This window comes from Polaribacter sp., from assembly GCF_024639685.1.
Lineage (GTDB): Bacteria > Bacteroidota > Bacteroidia > Flavobacteriales > Flavobacteriaceae > Polaribacter.
Genome location: NZ_JAHEHX010000019.1, coordinates 181,093 through 204,538, shown reverse-complemented (window position 1 = coordinate 204,538; position 23,446 = coordinate 181,093). Strand labels below are relative to the sequence as shown.

The window sequence follows — 23,446 nt, the reverse complement described above, 5'->3', positions numbered from 1 at the left end:
TCGTTTATTTTTGTTAAACTTATGATTACACTAGACCAACTTAAAGATATTTCAACCAGAATAGATAAGTTAAAATCTTATTTAGAAATTGATAAAAAACTGATTGAAATAACCAATGAAGAAGAAAAAACCACAAACCCTGACTTTTGGAACGACCCAAAAACTGCAGAGGTAATTATGAAAGAGTTGCGTTTTAAGAAAAAATGGGTAGAAGATTATAACACCATTATAAGATTTAACGAAGATTTAAATGTTTTTTATGAGTTTTATAAAGAAGACGAAGCAGATGAAAAAGATGTAGTACAACAATATGAAAAAACCATTACGCTTTTAGAAGACATTGAGTTTAAAAATATGTTGTCTGATGAAGGTGATTCTCTATCTGCAGTAATTCAAATTACAGCAGGTGCAGGTGGAACAGAGTCTTGTGATTGGGCAGAAATGTTGTTTAGAATGTATACCATGTGGTCTGAAAAACAAGGATTTAAATTAAAGACACTTAACTATCAAGCAGGAGACGCTGTAGGTATAAAAACAGTAACTGTAGAAGTTGATGGTGATTATGCTTTTGGTTGGTTAAAAGGTGAGAATGGTGTGCACAGATTAGTACGTATTTCTCCTTTCGATTCCAATGCAAAACGACATACTTCTTTTGCATCTGTATATGTATATCCTGTAGCAGATGATTCTATTGAAATAGATATTAACCCAGCAGATATAGAAATTACTACAGCAAGATCTAGTGGTGCAGGTGGCCAGAATGTAAATAAAGTAGAAACCAAAGTTCAGCTAACTCATAAGCCTTCAGGAATTCAGATTTCATGTTCTAATTCTCGTTCACAGCATGATAACAGAGCTACAGCTATGCAAATGCTAAAATCGCAATTATATGAAATAGAATTGCAAAAGCAACAAGCTGCTAGAGATGATATTGAAGCAAATAAAATGAAAAATGAATGGGGAAGCCAAATACGTAATTATGTAATGCATCCCTATAAATTAGTAAAAGATGTAAGAACTGCTCATGAGACAGGAAATGTAGATGCAGTAATGGATGGTAACATAAATGCATTTTTAAAAGCTTATTTAATGTTAAATGGGCAAAAAGAAGGATAATTATTAGCTGTTGTCTATTGTCTGTTAGCAAATTAAAATATATAAAACTTGTGATTTTGAGCTTAGTAAAGAAATTACAATTTTAAAACTAAAATAATAGAATATATACATGATAAAAATATACCATAATCCACGTTGCAGAAAATCTAGAGAGGGTTTACTAATGCTAGAAAGTTCTGGCAAAGAGTTTAAAATTATTAAATATTTAGAGAATATTCCTACAGAAGAACAATTAAAAGAAATCCTAAAAAAGTTAAACATCACTCCTATTCAATTAGTTAGAAAAACTGAAAAAATATGGAAAGAACAATATAGAGGAAATGATTTATCTGACTCTGAAATTATTAAGGCAATGATTATAAATCCTAAGCTTATAGAAAGACCTATAGTTGTTAATAAAGACAAAGCAGTAATAGGAAGACCATCAGAAAATATCCTGAATATTATTTAATAAAATTCTTTAACTTTTTTTTAACTGACTTAAGTAAAAAGAAGATGAACCTTTGCATTACAAAAATTTTTAAAACAAATTTGTTTTGACAAAAAAAGTTACTCTCTTTATATGTTTATTTTTATTAGCAAATTACTTTTTTGCACAAGATAAAACTAGCGCAGATGAAATAAAAATTACTGGTAAAGTCATTGAAGGCGGCTCTAATATGGCTTTAGAATACGCCACTATTGTTTTAAATAACACAATAACAAATGCCATTTCAGGTGGAATTACAGATATTGATGGTAAATTTAGCATTACTGCTCCTAAAGCAACATACGAAATAAGTGTAACGTTTATTTCCTTTAATTCTAAAACGTTTCCTGCTAAAACCATAACTTCAGATTTAGATTTAGGAATTATCGAACTCTCAGAAAATTCAAAAGCGTTAGACGAAGTTGTGATTGTTGCAGAAAAAACTAAAGTAGATATCCGTTTAGATAAAAAGGTTTTTAATATTGGAAAAGATTTGTCTATCAGAGGTGGTAATGCAAGTGACGTACTTGGAAATGTACCTTCTATACAAGTAGATGTAGAAGGAACTGTAAGCTTAAGAGGTAACGAAAATGTAACTATACTGATAGATGGTAGACCAAGTGCACTAGTAGGTCTAAATGGTGCAGAAGCACTAAGACAAATTCCTGCTGAAGCTATTGAGAAAGTAGAAGTTATTACATCTCCATCTGCAAGATATGATGCTGAAGGTACTGCAGGAATTTTAAATATAATTCTTAGAAAAAATAAACTAACAGGTTTTAATGGTTCTTTGCAATTAGATTTAGGATATCCTGAAAGAGTAGGTACCGCATTTAATGCCAATTGGAGAACAGAAAAATGGAATTTATTTACCAATACAGGATTTAGATACAATGAAACACCTGGTAATTCTTTGAGTGAATCTAATTTCTTATCATCTTCAGCACAAAATGCAAGAGTAATTGAGCAAAGGAACTTTGGTAGACTAGGTAGATCTTTATTTACAAGTTTTGGTGCAGAGTACTATTTAACAAAGAGCTCTAGTATTATTGGTAACATTGTTTTAAATAGTGGTAATGATGATGATGTAAATACCAATGATATTCAAAGACTTAATGCAAATGAAGGCTTAAATGAAGCTACATTTAGAACAGAAAGCGAAGGTGAAGATGAACAAAGAATACAATATACATTAGATTACGTGAATAACTTCGATCAAAAAGGACGAAAGCTTTCTGTGAATTTACAGTATTCTACAGAAATGGAAGATGTTTTAAATAATATTACTGAAATAGATACACAAACAAATTTATTAAACGATTTAGAGCAAGTAATAGAAGATCAAGATGAAAATAGAGCTTTACTTCAGATTGACTATGTATATCCTGTAGGAGAAAATATACAATACGAAGCTGGGTATAGAGGTAATTACAGAGATATTTTTAATAGTTTTTATTTAGCAGAAAGACAAGTTTTTCCTAATGGAACTTTAGTACCAGATGCAGGATTAAACAACTCTTTTAATTACGAAGAATTTGTAAATGCAGCCTACTTTCAATATGGCCAAAAGTTTAATAATATTTCTTTATTAGCAGGTTTAAGGTATGAATATACTTCTGTCGAAATTGAGCAACAAACATCTACAACTTTAGATGATAGAAGCTATGGTAATTTTTTTCCAACCATTAATTTAGGTTATGAATTTAAAGATGGTGAGAACATCACTATTGGTTACAATAGAAGAATTAGAAGACCAAGAGGTAGAAACTTAAATCCTTTTCCTAGTAGATCTAGTGAGGCCAATATCTATACAGGTAATGTAGGTTTAAACCCTGTAATTACTGATGCAGTGGATGTAGGTTACTTAAAAAGATGGGATAAATTTACCTTAAGTACCTCTTTATATTACAACATTAGTAATGACAATTGGGAAAGGATACAAGAAGATACAGGTGAGATAACAGATAATGGAGATCCTATTACTAGAAGATTCCCAATTAACTTATCTACTGCAGAAAGATTAGGTTTTGAATTTACCTTAAACTATAAACCATTTAAGATATGGAACATTAATAGTGATTTTAATTTATTTAGAGTTACAACAGATGGAGATTATACAAATCCAACCACTAATGCTACTCAAAGTTTTGATTTTGAGAATACCTCATACTTTATTCGTTTAAACCAAAAGATTACTTTAGGAAAAACCGATTTACAAATCAACTCAAATTATAGAGGGCCTTCTCAAAACGCACAAACAACAAGTGAAGGTGTGTTTAGCATGAACATTGCAGCAAGTAGAGATTTCTTTGATGAAAAAGCTTCTTTAAGTGTAAACTTTAGCGATGTTTTTAATAGTAGAATTAGTAGAAGAACAACAAATATTCCAGGTTTCTTAGATCAGTATTCAGAGTTTCAATGGAGAGAGCCTCAATTTAGAGTAAGTTTGGTGTACAGATTTAATCAAAAGAAAAAGAAATTTGGTAGAGATAGAAATGATAATGTTAGAGACGATTTTGAGGAATAAATAGAAAATCAAAACATCATAAAAAAAACTCGTTCAATTAATGAACGAGTTTTTTTTATGGTTAAGCTAAAAACTACTTTCCTTCAGCAGATTTTTTAGCATCTCTTTTTAATTTGAAATTTTCCCAAATTGTTCCTCCTATCCAGTAAGGAACTACAAATGTTAATAAAAAAATTAACAACCAAAAACCGGCTGTAAAAATAAACATGAATAAAACTAAACCTGAAAATTCTGAAAAATCTAACATTTATTGCTAATTATATTTATACACCTGCAAAAATAACAGATTTTTTTAAAATTACACAATTAAAATTAAAGTTTTTACGAGCATTTACCTCCTTTAATATTAAAATATTTGAGCGATATTATTTAAATTTGTTATCCTAAAATATTAAGTACATCATGACAAAGTTTAGAGTAGAAAAAGATACCATGGGTAATGTAAATGTTCCTGCAGACAAGTATTGGGGAGCACAAACAGAACGTTCTAGAAATAATTTTAAGATAGGTGCACCAGCCTCAATGCCTTTAGAAGTAGTTTATGGTTTTGCTTATTTAAAAAAAGCGGCTGCATTTACTAATGCAGAACTAGGAGTTTTATCTGAGGAAAAAAGAGATTTAATTGCACAAGTTTGTGATGAAATTTTAGAAGGTAAGCATGATGACCAATTTCCTTTAGTAATTTGGCAAACAGGTTCAGGTACGCAATCTAACATGAATGTAAACGAAGTTATTGCAAACAGAGCCCATGAAATTGCTGGTAGAGTAATTGGTGAAGGTGATAAAACCATTCAACCTAATGATGATGTAAACAAATCTCAATCTTCTAACGATACATTTCCTACAGGTATGCACATTGCTGCCTACAAGAAAATTGTAGAAAACACCATTCCAGGAATCACTCAATTAAGAGACACCTTACAGGCCAAGGCAATAGCTTTTAACGATGTTGTAAAAATTGGTAGAACGCATTTAATGGATGCTACTCCACTTACTTTAGGTCAAGAATTTTCTGGGTATGTAGCTCAATTAAACTTTGGGTTAAAAGCATTAAATAACACCTTAGAACATTTATCGCAATTGGCTTTAGGAGGTACTGCTGTTGGTACTGGTTTAAATACACCTAAAGGATATGATGTTTTAGTGGCAAAGTATATCGCAGAATTTACAGCATTACCATTTGTAACTGCAGAAAATAAATTTGAAGCTTTAGCAGCACATGATGCTTTAGTAGAAACACATGGAGCATTAAAGCAAATTGCTGTTTCTTTAAATAAAATTGCCAACGATATTCGTTTAATGGCATCTGGACCAAGATCTGGAATTGGTGAAATCATTATTCCTGCAAATGAGCCAGGTTCTTCAATTATGCCAGGTAAAGTAAACCCAACACAATGTGAAGCCATAACTATGGTTTGTGCACAAGTAATGGGTAATGATGTTGCTGTTACTGTTGGTGGTACTCAAGGACACTATGAACTAAATGTTTTTAAACCAATGATGGCTGCTAACGTGTTACAATCTGCACAATTAATTGGTGATGCTTGTGTTTCTTTTGATGTAAACTGTGCTGCTGGTATTGAGCCAAATCACTCAAGAATAACAAAATTAGTAAACAACTCACTAATGTTAGTTACTGCCTTAAATACTAAAATTGGGTATTACAAAGCTGCAGAAATTGCAAATACTGCTCACGAAAACGGAACAACTTTAAAAGAAGAAGCAGTCCGTTTAGGATACGTAACTCCAGAACAATATGATGAATGGGTAAAACCAGCTGAAATGACAGGTAGCTTAAAATAAGTTGCTTTAAGAAATATAAAAAAGCCCAAGAAAAAATCTTGGGCTTTTTTATATTCATGTAATTTTTAATCTAAGGTCTAAATTGAATTTTACGCATACGTAAATTCTCTGGAGTAACTTCTAAATACTCATCACCTTTAATATACTCCATACATTCTTCTAGAGAGAAATCTGTTTTTGGAGCAATCTTTACACTATCATCTGTTCCAGAAGAACGAACGTTTGTTAACTTTTTACCTTTAATTAAGTTCACACCCATATCTGTATCCTTACTGTTTTCACCTACAACCTGACCGATGTAAATTTCTTGGTTAGGATCTATAAAGAAACGTCCTCTGTCTTGTAAACGATCAATTGCATAGGCAGTTGCTTTACCTGCAGCAGAAGAAACAATAGCACCTTTAATATCTTCAGAAAACTCCCCTTTAAAAGGTCCGTATTCAGAAAAACGGTGATTTATAATTGCTTGACCAGCAGTTGCTGTTAAAATCTTATTTCGTAAACCAATTAATCCTCTAGAAGGAATAGTAAATTCTAAATGTTGTAAATCTCCCTTAGGCTCCATTACTAATAAATCTCCTTTTCTTAAAGAAACTAAGTTAATAGCTTTAGAAGCAACATCTTCTGGAACATCAATAGATAATGTTTCATAAGGTTCAGATTTTACACCATCAATCTCTTTAATAATTACTTGTGGTCTACCTACTTGTAACTCATATCCTTCTCTACGCATTGTTTCAATCAATACGGATAAGTGTAAAACTCCACGACCGAAAACATTAAACTTGTCTTCAGAATCTGTAGTATCTACTCTTAATGCTAAGTTCTTTTCCATTTCCTTAAACAATCTGTCACGTAAATGACGAGAAGTTACAAATTTACCTTCTTTACCAAAGAAAGGTGAATTGTTAATGGTAAACAACATACTCATTGTTGGCTTGTCAATTTCTGTTCTTAGCAACGCTTCAGGGTTTTCTATATCAGCAATAGTATCACCAATTTCAAAATCTTCAATCCCTGTAATTGCACAGATATCTCCACAAGGTACTTTGTCTACCTGTACCTTACCCATCCCTTCAAAAACGTGTAATTCTTTAATTCTAACTTTTTTCGTAGAACCATCTGCTTTACATAACATATAATCTTTTCCAGCCTCTAAGTCACCTCTAAAAATACGACCTATTGCAATTCTTCCTGTAAATGCAGAAAAATCTAAAGAGGTAATTTGCATTTGAGGTGTACCTTCATTATATTTTGTTTCAGGAATAGATTCTAGGACTGCGTCTAATAACGGAACGATGTCTGTAGTTTCGTTTTTCCAATCTGTAGACATCCAATTATTTTTAGCTGAACCATAAATAGTTGTAAAATCTAATTGTTCTTCTGTTGCTTCTAAGGCAAACATAAGATCAAACACTTTTTCGTGAACTAAATCTGGTGTACAGTTTTCTTTATCTACTTTGTTTACAACTACAATTGGTGTTAAACCTAATTCTAAAGCTTTACCTAATACAAAACGAGTTTGAGGCATTGGCCCTTCAAAAGCATCAACTAATAATAAAACACCATCAGCCATTTTTAAAACACGCTCTACTTCTCCTCCAAAGTCAGCGTGACCAGGAGTATCAATAACATTTATTTTGGTATTTTTATAATTTACAGAAACGTTTTTAGAAAGAATAGTAATTCCTCTTTCACGTTCTAAATCATTATTATCTAATAATAAATCTGTGCGCTCTTTACGATCGTCTAAAATTTTTGCTTGGTCTATAATCTTATCTACTAACGTAGTTTTACCGTGATCTACGTGCGCAATAATTGCGATGTTTCTGATTGATTGCATTTATAATTTCTTAAATTTCGTGCAAAAGTAGTTGTTTCTATGTGATTTACACGTTTTATACCTAATTATTTTATTGTTAAGTTTTAGATTACAAATCTAAAAAATTAAAAAAGTAACGGATAAGGATGTTAATTATTTTCTAATTCATCATCTTTAAAAGCAGAAGGTAAAATATCTGGGATTAATTTAATTAAAATAGGTAACAGAATGGCACCTCCTGGTAAGAGAAAGACTGTTAAAGCTGGAATTGATTTACAAATGTCTAAAACTTGAATTTTTATTTTTATTTTTTCTTCTTGCGTTAATTTAGAGTGAGTAGATTTTCGAATTATGAACAAAGCTTCTTTACTTTGCATAAGTTCTTGATGCAATCGTAATTTGTTTTTGTACAATAAGGTTCTTATTTCCTCTACAGTTTTCATTATAATTTTCTGCGCTTACGCTCTGTTTGCAGTAAGTTTAATTCTCTACTAGTTTGGCCAGCTACAGAAGTATTTTCTTCAGCTCTTCTTATTAAATATGGCATTACATCTCTTACTGGGCCAAAAGGTAAGTACTTTGCTACATTATATCCTTGGTTGGCTAAATTGTAACTAATATGATCACTCATACCAAACAATTGCCCAAACCAAAGTCTGTTATCATTTACTTTTAGCTGATACTTTTTTGCTAAATCTATTAATAAATAAGAACTTTCTTCATTATGTGTACCAGCAAATAAAGCCATGTGAGAATTATCCATCATGTATTTAATGGCTTTATCAAAGTTTTCATCTGTGGCTTTTTTATCTGCACAAATAGGTGATCTGTATCCTTTTTCTTCTGCTCTTTGGCGTTCTTTCTCCATATAAGCACCTCTAACCACTTTAATACCTATATGAAAACCTTTCGCCTTTGCTTTAGAATGTAAGGCCATAAGATAATCCATTCTATCATGTCTATACATCTGTAAGGTATTAAATACAATGGCTTTTTTGGTATTATACGTTTCCATTAATTCTTCAATAAGTTCGTCAGCTGCATCTTGCATCCAACTTTCTTCTGCATCAATTAATAATGGTACATCTTTTTCTACAGCAACCTGACAAACTTTATGAAACCTTTTTATGACTTGAATCCACTCAATTTCTTCTTTTTCTGTAAGTTCTTTACCTTCAGATAATTTTTGATATAAAGCGAATCGTCCAAATCCTGTAGGTTTAAATACAGCAAAAGGAATTGACTTTTTCTCAGCACAGAAATCTATAATTTTAAGAATCTTTTGTAAAGCTTCATTAAAACTAGCTTCTTTGTCTTTAGCTTCTACAGAATAATCTAATACACTATGCACTTTACCATTGCAATACATATTTTTTATAATAGGTAAGCAATCGTCTTCTGTAACTCCTCCGCAGAAATGATCGAACACTGTAGAACGAATTAAACCTTCTATAGGTAAATGTACCTTTAAAGCAAAATTAGTAACAGCACTTCCTATTTTTACCATAGGTTGATTTTGTATCATTTTGAACAAAAAATAAGCACGTTCTAACTGTGAATCCGATTTTAATGCAAATGCAACTTCTGTATTGTCAAAAAGTTTCATACTATATCGATTTAGTATTACAAATATAGTGTTTGGATAGTAATTTTTATATAAATTCTAGTTATTTTGCAAACTCAATTTAACAAAAAATGAAAACCATAAAAGCTATTTCTTACCCTGTTCATTTTCAAGAAGAAAGCTATCAAGAGTTATTAAAATTAATACAAGAAAAAGAGTACTCAACTCTTTTCATTTTGGTAGATGAAAATACTAAGAAACATTGTTATCCTAAATTTATTTCAAATTTAAAGACCAACAAAACCATTGAAATTATAGAAATTAAATCTGGTGAAATCAATAAAAATCTAGAGATCTGTGTTGATATTTGGAATGCCATTACAGAGTTGGGAGGAGATAGAAAAAGTTTGGTAATTACTTTAGGAGGTGGGGTTATTACAGATATGGGAGGTTTTGTGGCGTCTTGTTTTAAAAGGGGAGTTGATTTTGTGAATATACCTACTACCCTGTTATCTATGGTTGATGCTTCTGTTGGAGGAAAAACTGGGGTAGATTTAGGCGTGTTAAAAAACCAAATTGGTTTGTTTGCAAATCCGCAGATGGTGATTGTAGACTATCAATATTTAACGACTGTTACAGAAAGGGAAATTAAATCTGGAATGGCAGAGATTATTAAATATGGAGTTACTTATGATGTGTCTTTATTTGAACACATTAAAAAGAACAAAGAAAATAATATTAGTGATTTAATTTTTAGGTCTGTAGAAATTAAAAATGAGGTGGTTTTAAAAGATCCAAAAGAAAAAGATTTACGTAAAATTTTAAATTTTGGACATACACTTGGTCATGCTATAGAATCTTTTTACTTAGAATCTGAAAATAAAGAAAATTTAACACACGGTGAAGCTATAGCTATAGGAATGGTTTGCGAAAGTTATATTTCTAAAAAGCTATTGCATTTCCCTATCGATAAATTACATGCTTTAAAAGAAGTTGTAAACTCTATTTATGGTAAAACCCAATTATTAGAAGAAGATTTTACAGCCATTCTTAATTTGTTAAAACACGACAAGAAAAATGTAAATGGCCAAGTAAATTTTGTGCTTCTAAACGATTTTGAAGACTTTAAATTAGATTGTAGAGTGCCTGAAGTATTAATAAAAGAAAGTTTACAATTCTATAACGCATAAAAAAGCCCATCATAAATATATGGGCTTTTAATATATTAATAAGTAAACACTTATACTTTTTTCACTTTTACAGCATTCATTCCACGCATTCCTTTCTCTAACTCAAAAGAAACCTTATCATTCTCTGCAATAGTATCTATTAAACCACTTACGTGTGTAAAATATTTTTCCCCATTATCTAAATCGATAATAAAACCAAAACCTTTAGAAGAATCGAAAAAATTAACTTTACCTTTTCTAACAGGATCTTCCTCTGGTAAATCTTCTTTTTTAGTAGTAGAAATCTGAATGTCTTCTAATTCATACTCTACTTTTAACTCTGGATCTGGTGGAGTATCTGTTAAGTTTCCGTTATGATCTACGTAAGCAAACTGTATTCCAGAAGTTCCACCTTCATCTTTAGCAGCTTTTCTTGCTTCCATTTTTTTACGTTTGTCTTCTCGTTTTTTTAAACGTTTTTTTTCTTTTTCACTTTTACTAAATGTTTGTTGCGATTTTGCCATTAACTTATATAACTGATTTTATGTACTTGTTTGATGCTATCCCTAAGATGTACAATTAAATAATGTAATTGTATAAAAACAACATAAACCTAGATAGTGTTATGGTTGTTTATAGACTAAAGAGAATTAGCCTCACAAAGATATTAAAAAAAACCTTACTTGAAATAGTAAACTGCTTATTTCAATTTTTTAACCTTGAATACTATCTGTTTATCTAAAATTTGCAAAATAATTGAAATAGAAATTAAACTTTAAAACTTAAATGGATAAAAAATTTATCTAAACAAACATATAAAATATTTAAATGTTAAAAAATCATTAAAAATCGGAATACTACTTTAAATTAATAGTGTTACTATTATATTTGCGTACAAATATCGAAACTATGAAAGATTTATTAACAACATTAAAAATATCTGTACCAGATAAAATATTTATAAAAGACCCTGAGACTTCTAAATTAGGGAAAAGAATCATCGAAAATAGTATTATTATTATTAATGATATTGGATTTGAAAACTTTACATTTAAGAAACTAGGAACTAAAATTGGATCTAATGAAAGTTCTATTTACAGGTATTTTGAAAGTAAACATAAGTTATTATTGTATTTGTCTTCATGGTACTGGGCATGGTTAGAATACCAATTAGTTATAGAAACTTTTAGCATATCAAATCAAGAAGAAAAATTAGAAAAAGCAATCAAAATACTTACCAGAACAGTAGAAAAGGACAGTAATTTCTCTCATATAAATGAAACTATTTTATACAAAATTATAGTAAACGAAAGTTCAAAATCTTTTTTAACAAAAGAGGTAGATAATGATAATAAAGAAGGTTATTTTCAAATTTACAAAAGATTAGTTACTCGCTTAGAGGGTATGATATTAGATGTAAATTCACATTATAAATTTGCATTAAGTCTAGCGAGCACAATTATAGAAGGCAGCTTACATCAACACTTTTTAAATAGTCATTTCCCTTCTATTACCAATTGTGATAATCACAAAACACCTACAAAATTCTTTTTGAATCTAGTATTTCAAACATTAAACAACAATGAATAAAAATAAACTTACTCCTTGGCTTCGATTCTTAGGGCTTTTAAAATTAGAAAAAAGAGAGATTTTTCAAATTTTCTATTATGCTATTTTTGGAGGAATAGTTTCACTTTCTCTACCTCTTGGTATACAAGCAATAATCAACTTAATACAAGGAGCCCAAATATCTACATCGTGGATTATTTTAGTGGTTGCAGTAACTATTGGAGTTATATTTTCTGGGGCATTACAATTAATGCAGTTAAGAATAATTGAAACCATACAACAACGTATTTTTACGAGAGCTTCTTTCGAATTAAGTTATCGTTTTCCAAAAATAAAGATGATTGAATTGCGAGAATATTATCCACCAGAGTTGGCCAATCGGTTTTTTGATACATTATCAATACAAAAAGGTCTTTCAAAAATTTTAATTGATGTACCTACTGCAGTATTACAAATCATTTTTGCATTAATTTTACTATCTTTTTATCATCCTTTTTTTATAATTTTTGGTATTCTTTTATTACTATTAATCTATGTGGTTTTTAAATTTACTGCCCAAAAAGGACTTGAAACTAGTTTAATTGAATCTAAAATTAAATATAAAGTTGCACATTGGATACAAGAAGTGGCTAGAACAGTAGTAAGTTTTAAATTATCTGGAAACACCAATTTAGCAATGTCAAAAAATGATGAGTTGGTTGATAAATATATTGAAGCTAGAGAAAACCACTTTAAGATCTTAATCTTACAATTTACGCAAATGATTGGTTTTAAAGTAATTGTAACTGCTAGTTTATTATTAATTGGTGGTGCATTGGTTTTAAATCAAGAAATGAATATAGGACAATTTGTTGCGGCAGAAATTATAATACTGTTGGTTATTGCTTCTGTAGAGAAACTAATTATTGGTTTAGAATCTTTTTACGATGTATTAACTTCGATAGAAAAAATAGGTCAAGTTGTAGATAAAGATTTAGAGTCACAAAAAGGTGAAAAACCAATTTTTAAAGAAGGACTTATAGTTGAATTAGATGAAGTTTCTTATATAGTAACCAACAGAAAAAAACATATTATAAAAAATGTATCCTTAAAAATTAATCCAAATAGTAGGATTTTAATTTTTGGAGAAAGTGGTGCAGGTAAATCTAGCTTATTACGCTTAATCTCTGGTGTTATAGAACCAACTGCTGGAAATATATATGTAAACAATTTATCACTAGGTAGTTTACATTTAAATCATTACAGATCTCAATTAGGGCTTTCTTTGTCTGATGAGACTCCTTTTGAAGGCAGTATTCGAGAGAATTTAATCTTTGGTAAAGAAAAAGTGAAAGACTCAAAAATATTTGAAATTTTGGATGTAGTGGGATTATCACATTTTTTAAAAGAACAGACAAATGGATTGGACACTATTCTTAATGCCGAAGGAAAGCAAATGTCATATACCATTGCTAAGAAAATAATATTAGCTAGGGCTATTATTAAAGAACCTAAAATTATGATCCTAGAAGATCCATTAGATCAATTTAACGTGAATGAAACCCAAAGTATTGTTAAATATTTAACTGACAGTAAAAGGTCATGGGCATTAATTGTGGTAAGTAGTAAAGAGGTTTGGAGAACAGAATGTAGCCAAACTATTACTATAGATAAAGGAGAAATTAAATCTATAAACTAGTATATAATGTTAAACATATCTAACAATCAAATCCATAAGCTAGTAGATTTAAAAAAATTTAAATCCGGATATCGAGTTTATAAGAAAGAATATTATAAAGCTTTCAATAAATTCTTATTAGCTGCAGCTATCATTGGAATTATTTTCTTGTTTTTACCTTGGACTCAAAATATTTCTGGAAAAGGTATTGTAACTACTTTAACTCCAGAACAAAGACCACAAACTTTACAATCACAAATACCTGGAAGAATAGAACAGTGGTTTGTAAGAGAAGGAGATTATGTACAAAAAGGAGATACTATACTAAGAATATCTGAAGTTAAAAGTGAGTATTTTGATAATAGATTAATTGAAAGAACCAATGAACAAATTAGTGCTAAAAACTCGTCTGTTGGGGCTTACAAATTTAAAGTGGATGCTTTAGATAGACAAATTGATGCATTAGAAGAAGAACGTATTTTAAAACTAGAACAAGCAAAAAATAAATTATTGCAATCTAAACTAAAAGTACAAAGCGATAGTATAGCTTTTGAAGCAGCTAAAACCAATTTAAAAATTGCACAAAGTCAATACAATCGTGACTTTACTTTAGAAAAAGAAGGCATTAAAGCTGTAAAAGATGTAGAAGAGAAAAAACTAAAACTTCAATCCACAGAGGCTAAAATAATTGAGCAAGAAAATAAATTGTTAGCAGCAAAAAATGAAGTATTAAATGCAGCTATGGAAATTTCTAGAATTAAAGCGAATTATGCCTATAAAATTTCTAAAGCTCAAAGTGATAAATTTACAGCACAATCAAATGGTTTTGATGCTGTAGCTCAAGTATCTAAACTAGAAAACAACAATAGTAATTATAAAGTAAGAAGTAGTTTGCTTTATATGAAAGCATCACTAAATGGCTACATAAATAAAGCTATAAAAGGAGGTATTGGTGTTACTTTTAAAGAAGGTGAAGAAATTGTTGGTATTATGCCTGCTCAATATGATTTAGCGGTTGAAACATTTATTAGACCAATAGATTTGCCTCTAATTCATATCGGAGAAAAAGTTAGAGTACAGTTTGACGGTTGGCCTGCAATTGTATTTAGTGGTTGGCCTAATGTTTCTTACGGAACTTACGGAGCAAAAGTGGTAGCTATAGAAAACTTTATAAGCAAAAACGGAAAATATAGAATTCTATTAGCTCCAGATAAAGAAGATCACACCTGGCCAACAGCTATTAGAGTTGGTTCTGGTGCAAAAACTATTGCACTTCTAGAAGACGTACCTATTTGGTTCGAGTTATGGAGACAACTGAACAGCTTTCCTCCTAACTATTATCAACCAGATAGCGAAACTACAAAATAAAATAAATAGAAATAAAAAAGAATTTGATTCATGAAAAAAGTTATTTATCTTCTTTTTTTACTTATTGTACAAAACAACTATTCACAAGAAAAGATAAGTTCTATTTTATCTTTATCAGAGTTTTTGGGATACGTTAAAAATTACCATCCAATTGTTAAGCAAGCAAATCTTGTAATTAATAACAGTGAAGCTAAACTTCTTAAAGCTAGAGGCGCATTTGACCCAAAAATTGAAGTTGACTTTGATAATAAACAATTTAAGGAAAAAGAATATTACAATAACTTAAAAGGTATTTTTAAAATTCCGACTTATTATGGATTAGAATTCAAAGCAAATTTTGAAAATAATAATGGCCTATTTTTAAATCCAGAAGCAAACGTTCCAACAAATGGTTTATATGCTGCAGGAGTTTCTGCTTCCTTACTTAAAGGGTTATTAATTAACCAAAGAATGGCAGATTTAAAACAAGCAAAGTTATTTGTAAATCAAGCCAAAGAAGACCAACAAATACTAGTAAACGAAATTTTATTTAATGCTTCTCTTGCCTATTTTAAATGGTTGAAAATTTTTAACGATCAAAATGTTTATCGTAGCTTTTTAAAAAATGCTCTTTTTCGTTTCGAAAGCACAAAAACAGCTTACAAGAATGGAGATAAAACTGCAATAGATACCTTAGAAGCAGGAATAACTTTAAAAAATAGAATATTAAACTTAGAAAAGGCGAGAATACAATTGGTAAAAGCATCTTTAGAATTGTCAAATTTTTTATGGTTAAATAACAATACACCAGTAGAATTACAAGAAAATATTATACCTGATGTAAAAACATTAAACGCTATAGATACAACGCTTAACATTGCTTTGTTTAATAATGCTAATTTTGATATAGATAATCATCCGAAAATAAAATCTTTAAACTATAAAATTAGCGGCCTTAAAGTTAATAAACGTTTAAAAACTAATAATCTTTTACCCGAATTAGATGCTCAGTATAATTTTTTAACACAAACTCCTAGGCAACAAAATTCTTTTAATATAGACAATTACAAAGCAGGTATCCGGTTTACACTTCCTATATTTTTAAGAAAAGAAAGAGGAGACTTAAAACTAGCAAAGGCTAAATTAATGGATGCTGAATTTGAAAACGAAGCCACAAAGGTTACAATAAGAAATAAAGTAAATGCTGTTCAACAAGAACTAGAATCTTATTATGTTCAGAATGATTATATAATTGACATTGTAAAAGATTATAGTACGCTTTTAAAAGCAGAAGAGCGCAAGTTTTTTTTAGGTGAAAGCTCTTTATTTTTAGTAAATTCTAGAGAAGCGAAGCTTATTGAAAATGAACTCAAGGCAATTGAATTAGAAAACAACTTTTTAAAAACAAAAGCGAAACTATTTAAAACAGCTGTTATTACAATTGCAGATTAAAAAACACTCTTAGTCATCATCTTCTAATTTAAAAAACTCATTCACAGGTATTTTAAAAACTGATGATAGTTTTAATGCTAAAACTGTACTTGGCACATATCTGTTCTTCTCAATGGAGTTAATAGTTTGCCTTGATACTCCAATTTCTTTTGCTAAATCATCTTGAGTTATATTCAAAATAGCACGCTGTACTTTGAGTGTATTCTTCATCTTATCTATTCATTCTTTTTAATTGCCAAAAAACCATTAATTGAACAACTAGCATATAAAACAAAATCTGAAAATAATTTAACCCCTCTAATTTTTCAGTTTCATCAAACAACAATCCCACTCCAAAATTGATAAAAGGCTTTACTAGAGCATAAAGAATAACAAGAATAAATGCAATTCTATATGATTGAGAACGTAAACTCTCTAAATACTTATCTTCTAGTTTTTCTTTTGCCAAAGAAATAAATAGCATACCTACTAATAAAATACCAGATAAAACAGGCTTCACCCAGCTAGGTTCATCAACAAACTTCTTTACAATCATTAAGGAAAAAGCAGCAAACGAAATGATATAACCTACTTTTTTATATTTATGTTGTAGTTGAAATTTATTCATTTTCTCTACATAACTCTTTTCTTTTTCACAAATTGATTGCTTTATCATTTTAACTTTATTTTACAAATTGACAAATTTTTTTTATATAATGACAAATATAATTTACATTTTACGATTTTACAAATTTTTTATTACTTTTAAAAAATCAACCAAAAAATAACATCATGAGTATCAAAAAAAAACCAAGCCCTAAATTTTATATTATTGGAGTATTAGCTCTTATTTGGAATTTAATGGGAGTTGGAGCTTATTTAATTCAAGCTTTCATGACAGAAGAAATGATTGCTACCTTACCAAAAGAACAACAAGCAGAGTTTTTAGTAGAATATCCTGCTTGGTATACAGCTTTATTTGCAATAGCTGTTTTTGGAGGTGGTTTAGCTTGTATTTTATTATTAGCTAGAAAAAAAATTGCTTACTACTTCTTTTTAATGTCCGGTATTTGTGCCATTGCTCAACAGGGTTATTTGTTAGCAACAGTAACACTTTCTAATGTAGTAATGCCAATAATGATTATTATCTTCTGTATCTTTTTAATTTGGTACTCTAAAAGATGTATCACAGAAGGGATTTTAAATTAGAAAATGATAAGTTATAAATGCTACTTAATGCAGTTTTTTTATTGAGAATTTAAAGCGTTAAAAACCTAGTTAAAATCTAAATCATAAATACATTTAAATTAAAAGAATAAAATAATTCCATACCTATGAAACTACAGTATAATTTTATAATTGCATTTATCGCAGGAATACTTTCATTTACTGCTTTCGCTCAAGAAAAAGATTCTTTATCTGGTCAAGAAAAGTTTAAAGAGCTATCACTAGAAAGTGGTAGAATGATAAATTTTAATACCACAGAAGGAACTTGGCTTTCCTTAGATATTAGTCCAGATGGAGAAACAATTATGTTTAGCATGCTTGGAGATTTATATACCATTCCTTTTTCTGGTGGTAAAGCCACAAGAATAACAGATGGCATGGCTCTAGACACTAAACCTAGTTACAGTCCTGATGGAAAAAGTATCGCTTTTGCCTCTGATAGAAGTGGTAATGACAATGTTTGGATTTTAGATTTAGCAACGAAAGAAACAAAACAAGTTACAAAAGACAAAAGAGGCTCTGTAGAATCTGTAGCCTGGTCTCCAGATGGAGAATATATAGTAGCTGCAAAAGGTAAAAGAAACCTAAAATTACATTTGTATCATAAAGATGCAGGTAGTGGAACACAGCTCATAAAAGAACCAGCAAGTTTAAAAACTGTTGAACCTGTTTTTAGCGCAGACAACAAATACATTTACTATTCAACCAGAAATGGTGGCTGGAATTACAATGCACAATTACCTCAATATCAAATTTCTAGATATGATTTAGAAACAGGAAAATCTACAAGAATAACTTCTAGATATGGTTCTGCCTTTACTCCTACTCTTTCTAGCGATGGAAAATATATGGTATATGGATCTAGATATGAAGAAAAAACAGGTTTAGTTTTAAGAGATTTAATTTCTGGTGATGAAAATTGGTTGGCCTATCCTATTCAAAGAGATGAACAAGAATCTGTTGCTTCTTTAGGAGTATTACCAGCAATGGCTTTTACACCTAATAATAAAGAAGTTTTAGCTTCTTATGGAGGTAAAATTTATAGAATACCAGTTTCTGGTGATAATGCAATAGAAATTCCTTTTGAGGTTGATTTAGCTTTGGCAATTGGTCCAAAATTAGACTTTAAATATCCTATTTCTGATGATCCAGAAATGTTTGCAAATCAAATTAGAAATCCAAAGACTTCTCCAGATGGAAAACAAATTGTTTTTAATGCTTTAAACAAATTATATGTTATGAAGTTTCCTGATGGAAAACCAAAAAGGTTAACCAAAATGGATTTGAATGAAATGCAACCAAATTGGTCTCCAGATGGAAAGGAAATAGTGTATACAACTTGGTCTGATAAAGATGGAGGTCATTTATACAAAGTAAGTGCAAAAGGTGGTAAACCTGTTCAACTAACAACTACATCTGCATTGTACAATACACCAGTTTGGGATGCAAAAACCAATAGAATTGTTTTTACTAAAGGAAGTGCGCAAAACTTTAAAAACGCCTATACAAGAGGTGCTTTTTCTGGTGGTGAAGATTTAGCATGGATTTCTGGTGATGGAGGTGCTATAAACTTTATTACTAAAACAAATAGAAGAGGAAATCCTCATTTTGTAAAGAATGATAATAGAATCTATTTAAGCAATGGTTCTGGCCTAAGCTCAATTCGTTGGGATGGAACAGATGAGAAGAAAATTATAAGTATAAAAGGTATTGTAACATTTGGTAACTCTCATAAAGACGTGGTAGATTTTGGTCATATAGATGATGATGTAACTGAAGAAAGAAACAATGCATCTAGACCAGTAGAAGTTTACATGGCTCCTGAAGGAGATAAAGCCATGGCTTTAATAACCAATGATATTTATGTGGTAACTGTTCCTAAATATGGACAAACTCCAACAATTTCTGTATCTAACCCTTCTTCTGCATCATTTCCTTCATGGAAGCTCACAACTTATGGAGGTGAATTTCCTTCTTGGGCAAAAGATGGAAACAGTGTGCATTGGTCTTTAGGTAAAGCCTTTTTTAGTTATGATTTGGTAGCAGCTAAAAAATTAGAACAAGACCAAAAGGATAAAAAGAAAGCTAGAAAAAAGGAACTTTCTAAATTATCTGATGAAAAAAGAAAAGAAGAAGAAAAGAAAGATAAAGAAGCAGCTAAAAAAAATAAGTATGATGCAACATACAAACCATTAGAAATTGATGTAAACGTTGCTATTCAGAGAGATATTCCTAAAGGAACAGCCTTAATTCAAGGGGCAAGAATTATTACCATGAATGGCGATAAAGTGATTAAAAATGGAGATATTTTAGTAGTAAATAATAGAATTAAAGCAATAGGAAAAACAGGGACTTTAGATGTTCCTAAAAAAGCTACAATCATAAATGCCAAAGGAAAAACAATTGTTCCAGGTTTTATAGATACACATTCTCATTTAAGAACGTATGCAGGTATTCATAAAAAACAAATTTGGTCTTATGCAGCAAATCTTGCTTATGGTGTAACAGCATCCAGAGACCCACAAACAGGTACAACAGATGTACTTACGTATTTTGATTTGGTAAAAACCGGGCAAATGTTAGGGCCAAGAGCTTATTCTACAGGACCTGGTTTAGGGTATTGGGCTTATAACTTAAAAAGCTATGAGCAGACAAAAGAAGCGCTTAAAAAGTACAGCAAATATTACAATACGAATACCATTAAAATGTACATTGTTGGTAACAGACAGCACAGACAATGGGTAATTCAAGCTGCTAAAGAGCAACAATTAATGCCAACTACAGAAGGAGCTTTAGATTTTAAATTAAACCTTACAGAAATATTAGATGGTTATCCAGGTCATGAACACTCATACCCAGTAACTCCTTTATACAAAGATATTATTCAATCTGTGGCAGAAGCTCAAATTGCTTATACACCAACCTTATTGGTTTCTTATGGAGGACCTTGGGCTGAAAATTATTTCTACTCTAGAGAGAATCCTTATCATGATAAAAAGTTACAATACTTTACACCTTACACAGACTTAGCTAGTAAATCTAGAAGAAGACCAAGTTGGTTTATGGATGAAGAACACATATTTACAAAACATGCCAACTTTGTAGAAGATTTAATTAATGCAGGTGGTTTAACAGGTGTTGGTAGCCATGGACAATTACAAGGTTTAGGTTTTCATTGGGAACTTTGGGCAACAGCTTCAGGTACAAGTAAAATGAATGTCTTAAAAGCAGCAACAATTTTAGGTGCAAAATCGTTAGGCTTAGATGGCGATCTTGGTTCTTTAGAAATTGGAAAAATGGCTGATTTTATCATATTAGATAAAAATCCGTTAGACGATATTAGAAATACAAATACTATTTATCAAGTTATGAAAAATGGACGTTTGTATGATGCTAATAATTTGAATGAAGTATATCCTAGACACCAAAAAGCAACTGATTTTTGGTGGCATCAGAAAAAACCAAATGGTTTACCAGGAATTAAAAATTAAATTAAAAACTCTCAATATTACATTGAGAGTTTTTTTATATTTTTTATTCAAACAAGGCTGCTAAGAATTCCGTTACACAAGCAGGTTTGTTTTGGCCTTTTATTTCTATTATACAGCTAAAAGTAACTTTAATACCATTATTTGCTAAAGGCTCAATTTCTTTTACTGAACTAAGCATTCTTAATTCGCTATTTACAGGCACAGGGTTTGGAAAACGAACTTTATTCAATCCATAATTTAAACCCATTTTTACACTTTTAATTGAAAAAGCTTCTTCTAACATTTTAGAAATCATAGCTACAGACATAAAACCATGAGCTACTGTACTTTTAAATGGTGATTCTTTTTTGCTCTATCTTCATCAACATGAATCCATTGCTTGTCTAAAGTTGCATTGGCAAAATCGTTAATCATTTCTTGAGTAATGGTATACCAATCTCCTTTAGGTAACTCCTTACCTAGAATTTGTTTAAACGCTTCGAAATTTTTAAATTCTTGTGGTTTCATAATTATTGTTTTTTAGAAAATAGATCATCGTTAATTTTTGGTAACTCTAGCTCATACTTCACAGAAATTAATCGAATTATGATGATAACTGATGCAGAAATGATAAAGTTAATATCTTTTAGAGCTTCCAGAAAAGTAAGTGCTAGATAAGAAATTCCACCAGCCAAACAAGCAGATGCATAAATTTCTTTCTCAAAAATTAACGGTACTTTATTAGTTAACACATCTCACCAAAAACAGCAGAAATCATACCCATAATTAAAGCAATTAAAGGATGAAGATCAAAAGACAATCCTTTTTGTAGACCTAGTAGTGTAAACACACTAATACCAATGGTATCAAACAAAAACAATGTTTTACTCAAATAAGCTATTTTACTTTTAAATAAAAAAGTTAAAAAAACGGCCAAAAAAATAGTCCATAGATAATTCAAATCGCAAATCCAATTTATAGGATGTGCGTTTATTAAAATATCGCGTAACATTCCTCCACCAACTGCAGTTACAAAGGCTATAATGAGTACACCAAACAAATCAAACTTTTTATCTGAAGCTACTAATGCTCCACTAATTGCAAAAGCAAAAGTTCCTAAAATATCTATGGTATAAATTAAAGTCATTTACACAGTAACTTCTGTAAATTTAATATTCAGTTCTTTTTGAATCTGATGTATCTTTTCTAATTCTGATGGTAAAATAAACGCCAAAGAAGTTCCTGTTTTACCAGCTCTTGCTGTTCTTCCACTTCTGTGAGTGTAATATTCTAATTGTTCTGGTAATTGATGATGAATTACAAATTCTAACTCTCTAACATCAATTCCACGTGCAGAAACATCTGTAGAAATTAAATATTGTAAGTTTTCATTTTTAAAAGCACGCATCACTTTATCTCTCTCTTTCTGTTGCATATCTCCTTCTAAAGCTGCTGCAGAAAAACCTTCTTCTACCAATTGCTTTGCTAAGTTTTGAGCACCAGCTTTTGTTCTACAAAATATAATACCTCTTTGTGCTTGTCTTTTCTCTAAAAAAGTAACAATGTCTGCTACCTTTTCTTTTAAAGTTGTTTTTACAAATTGATGACGAATATTTGCATTTACTAAAGCGTTTCTATTAATTTCAATTCTTGGAGCGTTAGCATCCATATATGTTTTTACAATTCGCTTTATTTCTTCTGGCATTGTAGCTGAAAACAACCAAGTTTTTCTGTCAGATTTTGTAGTGAATTTTAAGATTCTATTTAAATCTTGTTTAAACCCCATACTTAGCATTTCATCTGCTTCATCTAAAATAACTGTTTTTACATGGCTAATATCTGCAGCTCCTCTTTCAATTAAATCTATTAATCTACCAGGAGTTGCAATTACAACATGAGTAGTTCTCTTTAAATTATTCATTTGTCTGTCTATCTTTTCTCCACCAAAAACGGCTTCTAAAAAAATACGCTCATCTACATATTTTGTAAACTTAAACAATTGTTTTTTTATCTGTTGAACTAATTCTCTTGTTGGCGATAAAATCAAGGCTTGTATGTGCTCTGAATTAGCATCTATATGATGTAAAACAGGCAAACCAAAAGCAGCTGTTTTTCCTGTTCCTGTTTGTGCTAATCCAATAAAATCTGTGGGTGATTTTAACAATACAGGTATTGCTTTCTCTTGAATATCTGTAGGTATTGTAATACCAATTTCTTTAATAGATTTTATGAAATCTTTTCTAATTCCTAATGCTGCAAATGTTGACATTCTATC

Annotated in this window: 21 protein-coding genes and 1 pseudogene; 11 read left to right on the top strand and 11 right to left on the bottom strand. The window is 30.2% G+C overall.

Going from position 1 to position 23,446, the window contains the following annotated elements; genetic code table 11:
- The first annotated feature begins 21 nt into the window (after nt 1-21).
- The 3 genes from prfB to Q0L44_RS06880 all read left to right on the top strand — a co-directional run bounded on the left by prfB (nt 22) and on the right by Q0L44_RS06880 (nt 4,112).
- The gene (prfB, locus tag Q0L44_RS06890) at nt 22-1,116 is read left to right on the top strand and encodes a peptide chain release factor 2 (protein ID WP_296637021.1); all 1,095 of its coding nucleotides are present in this window, start codon (nt 22-24) and stop codon (nt 1,114-1,116) included.
- Nucleotides 1,117-1,225: 109 nt separating this feature from the next.
- On the top strand, nt 1,226-1,567 hold the full coding sequence (gene arsC, locus Q0L44_RS06885) for an arsenate reductase (glutaredoxin) (protein WP_296637019.1): 342 nt from the start codon (nt 1,226-1,228) through the stop codon (nt 1,565-1,567).
- Between the two features lie 85 nt (nt 1,568-1,652).
- Nucleotides 1,653-4,112 (top strand): outer membrane beta-barrel protein, encoded by a 2,460-nt coding sequence (locus tag Q0L44_RS06880; RefSeq protein WP_296637018.1) that lies wholly within the window; start codon nt 1,653-1,655, stop codon nt 4,110-4,112.
- Nucleotides 4,113-4,185: 73 nt separating this feature from the next.
- Here the strand turns inward: Q0L44_RS06880 and Q0L44_RS06875 are convergent, their stop codons facing one another.
- On the bottom strand, nt 4,186-4,359 hold the full coding sequence (locus Q0L44_RS06875) for a hypothetical protein (protein ID WP_296637016.1): 174 nt from the start codon (nt 4,357-4,359) through the stop codon (nt 4,186-4,188).
- Between the two features lie 155 nt (nt 4,360-4,514).
- Here Q0L44_RS06875 and fumC point away from each other — a divergent pair, with 155 nt between their 5' ends.
- Nucleotides 4,515-5,915, top strand: a complete 1,401-nt coding sequence (gene fumC, locus Q0L44_RS06870) for a class II fumarate hydratase (protein WP_296637015.1) — start codon at nt 4,515-4,517, stop codon at nt 5,913-5,915.
- Between the two features lie 70 nt (nt 5,916-5,985).
- Here the strand turns inward: fumC and typA are convergent, their stop codons facing one another.
- The 3 genes from typA to Q0L44_RS06855 form a co-directional block, all read right to left on the bottom strand.
- Nucleotides 5,986-7,758, bottom strand: a complete 1,773-nt coding sequence (gene typA, locus Q0L44_RS06865; RefSeq protein WP_296637013.1) for a translational GTPase TypA — start codon at nt 7,756-7,758, stop codon at nt 5,986-5,988.
- A 128-nt stretch (nt 7,759-7,886) separates the two neighbouring features.
- Nucleotides 7,887-8,180, bottom strand: a complete 294-nt coding sequence (locus Q0L44_RS06860; protein ID WP_296637012.1) for an LETM1 domain-containing protein — start codon at nt 8,178-8,180, stop codon at nt 7,887-7,889.
- Nucleotides 8,180-9,343 carry a proline dehydrogenase family protein gene (locus Q0L44_RS06855; RefSeq protein WP_296637010.1) on the bottom strand — a complete coding sequence of 388 codons (1,164 nt, stop codon included), beginning with the start codon at nt 9,341-9,343 and terminating at the stop codon, nt 8,180-8,182. The genes Q0L44_RS06860 and Q0L44_RS06855 overlap by 1 nt, the downstream gene beginning before the upstream one ends.
- An 89-nt stretch (nt 9,344-9,432) precedes the next feature.
- Here Q0L44_RS06855 and aroB point away from each other — a divergent pair, with 89 nt between their 5' ends.
- A complete protein-coding gene (gene aroB / locus Q0L44_RS06850; protein ID WP_296637009.1) occupies nt 9,433-10,491 on the top strand; it encodes a 3-dehydroquinate synthase in 1,059 nt (352 codons plus the stop codon).
- A 50-nt stretch (nt 10,492-10,541) separates the two neighbouring features.
- Here aroB and Q0L44_RS06845 read toward each other — a convergent pair whose 3' ends face one another.
- Entirely contained in the window at nt 10,542-10,994 is a 453-nt protein-coding gene (locus Q0L44_RS06845; protein ID WP_296637007.1) for a cold shock domain-containing protein, read from the bottom strand.
- 385 nt (nt 10,995-11,379) lie between these two features.
- Between Q0L44_RS06845 and Q0L44_RS06840 the strand changes: the two genes are divergently transcribed.
- From Q0L44_RS06840 to Q0L44_RS06825, 4 genes are read left to right on the top strand one after another with little or no spacing between them, the layout of a single operon-like run.
- On the top strand, nt 11,380-12,060 hold the full coding sequence (locus Q0L44_RS06840; RefSeq protein WP_296637006.1) for a TetR/AcrR family transcriptional regulator: 681 nt from the start codon (nt 11,380-11,382) through the stop codon (nt 12,058-12,060).
- Entirely contained in the window at nt 12,053-13,717 is a 1,665-nt protein-coding gene (locus tag Q0L44_RS06835; RefSeq protein ID WP_296637005.1) for an ATP-binding cassette domain-containing protein, read from the top strand. Before Q0L44_RS06840 ends, Q0L44_RS06835 begins: the two co-directional genes overlap by 8 nt.
- 6 nt (nt 13,718-13,723) lie before the next feature.
- Nucleotides 13,724-15,064: a biotin/lipoyl-binding protein gene (locus Q0L44_RS06830; RefSeq protein ID WP_296637004.1), complete on the top strand. Its 1,341-nt coding sequence runs from the start codon at nt 13,724-13,726 to the stop codon at nt 15,062-15,064.
- Between the two features lie 30 nt (nt 15,065-15,094).
- Complete coding sequence (locus tag Q0L44_RS06825; RefSeq protein WP_296637003.1) at nt 15,095-16,495, top strand: TolC family protein; 1,401 nt, start codon at nt 15,095-15,097, stop codon at nt 16,493-16,495.
- Between the two features lie 9 nt (nt 16,496-16,504).
- Here the strand turns inward: Q0L44_RS06825 and Q0L44_RS06820 are convergent, their stop codons facing one another.
- Complete coding sequence (locus tag Q0L44_RS06820; RefSeq protein ID WP_296637002.1) at nt 16,505-16,705, bottom strand: helix-turn-helix transcriptional regulator; 201 nt, start codon at nt 16,703-16,705, stop codon at nt 16,505-16,507.
- Nucleotide 16,706: 1 nt separating this feature from the next.
- The gene (locus Q0L44_RS06815; RefSeq protein ID WP_296637000.1) at nt 16,707-17,150 is read right to left on the bottom strand and encodes a hypothetical protein; all 444 of its coding nucleotides are present in this window, start codon (nt 17,148-17,150) and stop codon (nt 16,707-16,709) included.
- 116 nt (nt 17,151-17,266) lie between these two features.
- Here Q0L44_RS06815 and Q0L44_RS06810 point away from each other — a divergent pair, with 116 nt between their 5' ends.
- Both Q0L44_RS06810 and Q0L44_RS06805 read left to right on the top strand, forming a co-directional pair.
- Nucleotides 17,267-17,683, top strand: coding sequence for a hypothetical protein (locus tag Q0L44_RS06810; protein WP_296636999.1), 417 nt, complete (start codon nt 17,267-17,269; stop codon nt 17,681-17,683).
- A gap of 125 nt (nt 17,684-17,808) precedes the next feature.
- The gene (locus Q0L44_RS06805) at nt 17,809-21,192 is read left to right on the top strand and encodes an amidohydrolase family protein (protein WP_296636997.1); all 3,384 of its coding nucleotides are present in this window, start codon (nt 17,809-17,811) and stop codon (nt 21,190-21,192) included.
- 43 nt (nt 21,193-21,235) lie between these two features.
- On the opposite strand, the gene Q0L44_RS06800 is transcribed toward Q0L44_RS06805, so the two are convergent.
- From Q0L44_RS06800 to Q0L44_RS06785, 4 genes and pseudogenes are all read right to left on the bottom strand, one after another.
- Nucleotides 21,236-21,499, bottom strand: coding sequence for a MaoC/PaaZ C-terminal domain-containing protein (locus tag Q0L44_RS06800; protein WP_296636995.1), 264 nt, complete (start codon nt 21,497-21,499; stop codon nt 21,236-21,238).
- A gap of 11 nt (nt 21,500-21,510) precedes the next feature.
- Entirely contained in the window at nt 21,511-21,699 is a 189-nt protein-coding gene (locus Q0L44_RS06795) for a MaoC/PaaZ C-terminal domain-containing protein (protein WP_296636994.1), read from the bottom strand.
- Between the two features lie 2 nt (nt 21,700-21,701).
- Nucleotides 21,702-22,318: pseudogene (locus Q0L44_RS06790) on the bottom strand (trimeric intracellular cation channel family protein).
- Nucleotides 22,319-23,440: a DEAD/DEAH box helicase gene (locus Q0L44_RS06785; RefSeq protein ID WP_296636992.1), complete on the bottom strand. Its 1,122-nt coding sequence runs from the start codon at nt 23,438-23,440 to the stop codon at nt 22,319-22,321.
- Nucleotides 23,441-23,446: the final 6 nt, after the last annotated feature.

Bases quoted from the DNA above. Each gene is read 5' to 3' on its own strand.
- Q0L44_RS06860 (WP_296637012.1), bottom strand. From the start codon at position 8,180: ATGAAAACTGTAGAGGAAATAAGAACCTTATTGTACAAAAACAAATTA.
- Q0L44_RS06830 (WP_296637004.1), top strand. From the start codon at position 13,724: ATGTTAAACATATCTAACAATCAAATCCATAAGCTAGTAGATTTAAAA.
- Q0L44_RS06810 (WP_296636999.1), top strand. From the start codon at position 17,267: ATGAGTATCAAAAAAAAACCAAGCCCTAAATTTTATATTATTGGAGTA.
- typA (WP_296637013.1), bottom strand. From the start codon at position 7,758: ATGCAATCAATCAGAAACATCGCAATTATTGCGCACGTAGATCACGGT.
- prfB (WP_296637021.1), top strand. From the start codon at position 22: ATGATTACACTAGACCAACTTAAAGATATTTCAACCAGAATAGATAAG.
- Q0L44_RS06825 (WP_296637003.1), top strand. From the start codon at position 15,095: ATGAAAAAAGTTATTTATCTTCTTTTTTTACTTATTGTACAAAACAAC.
- Q0L44_RS06820 (WP_296637002.1), bottom strand. From the start codon at position 16,705: ATGAAGAATACACTCAAAGTACAGCGTGCTATTTTGAATATAACTCAA.
- fumC (WP_296637015.1), top strand. From the start codon at position 4,515: ATGACAAAGTTTAGAGTAGAAAAAGATACCATGGGTAATGTAAATGTT.
- Q0L44_RS06855 (WP_296637010.1), bottom strand. From the start codon at position 9,343: ATGAAACTTTTTGACAATACAGAAGTTGCATTTGCATTAAAATCGGAT.
- Q0L44_RS06840 (WP_296637006.1), top strand. From the start codon at position 11,380: ATGAAAGATTTATTAACAACATTAAAAATATCTGTACCAGATAAAATA.
- aroB (WP_296637009.1), top strand. From the start codon at position 9,433: ATGAAAACCATAAAAGCTATTTCTTACCCTGTTCATTTTCAAGAAGAA.
- Q0L44_RS06785 (WP_296636992.1), bottom strand. From the start codon at position 23,440: ATGTCAACATTTGCAGCATTAGGAATTAGAAAAGATTTCATAAAATCT.
- Q0L44_RS06835 (WP_296637005.1), top strand. From the start codon at position 12,053: ATGAATAAAAATAAACTTACTCCTTGGCTTCGATTCTTAGGGCTTTTA.
- arsC (WP_296637019.1), top strand. From the start codon at position 1,226: ATGATAAAAATATACCATAATCCACGTTGCAGAAAATCTAGAGAGGGT.
- Q0L44_RS06795 (WP_296636994.1), bottom strand. From the start codon at position 21,699: ATGAAACCACAAGAATTTAAAAATTTCGAAGCGTTTAAACAAATTCTA.
- Q0L44_RS06815 (WP_296637000.1), bottom strand. From the start codon at position 17,150: ATGATAAAGCAATCAATTTGTGAAAAAGAAAAGAGTTATGTAGAGAAA.
- Q0L44_RS06845 (WP_296637007.1), bottom strand. From the start codon at position 10,994: ATGGCAAAATCGCAACAAACATTTAGTAAAAGTGAAAAAGAAAAAAAA.
- Q0L44_RS06805 (WP_296636997.1), top strand. From the start codon at position 17,809: ATGAAACTACAGTATAATTTTATAATTGCATTTATCGCAGGAATACTT.
- Q0L44_RS06800 (WP_296636995.1), bottom strand. From the start codon at position 21,499: ATGTCTGTAGCTATGATTTCTAAAATGTTAGAAGAAGCTTTTTCAATT.
- Q0L44_RS06875 (WP_296637016.1), bottom strand. From the start codon at position 4,359: ATGTTAGATTTTTCAGAATTTTCAGGTTTAGTTTTATTCATGTTTATT.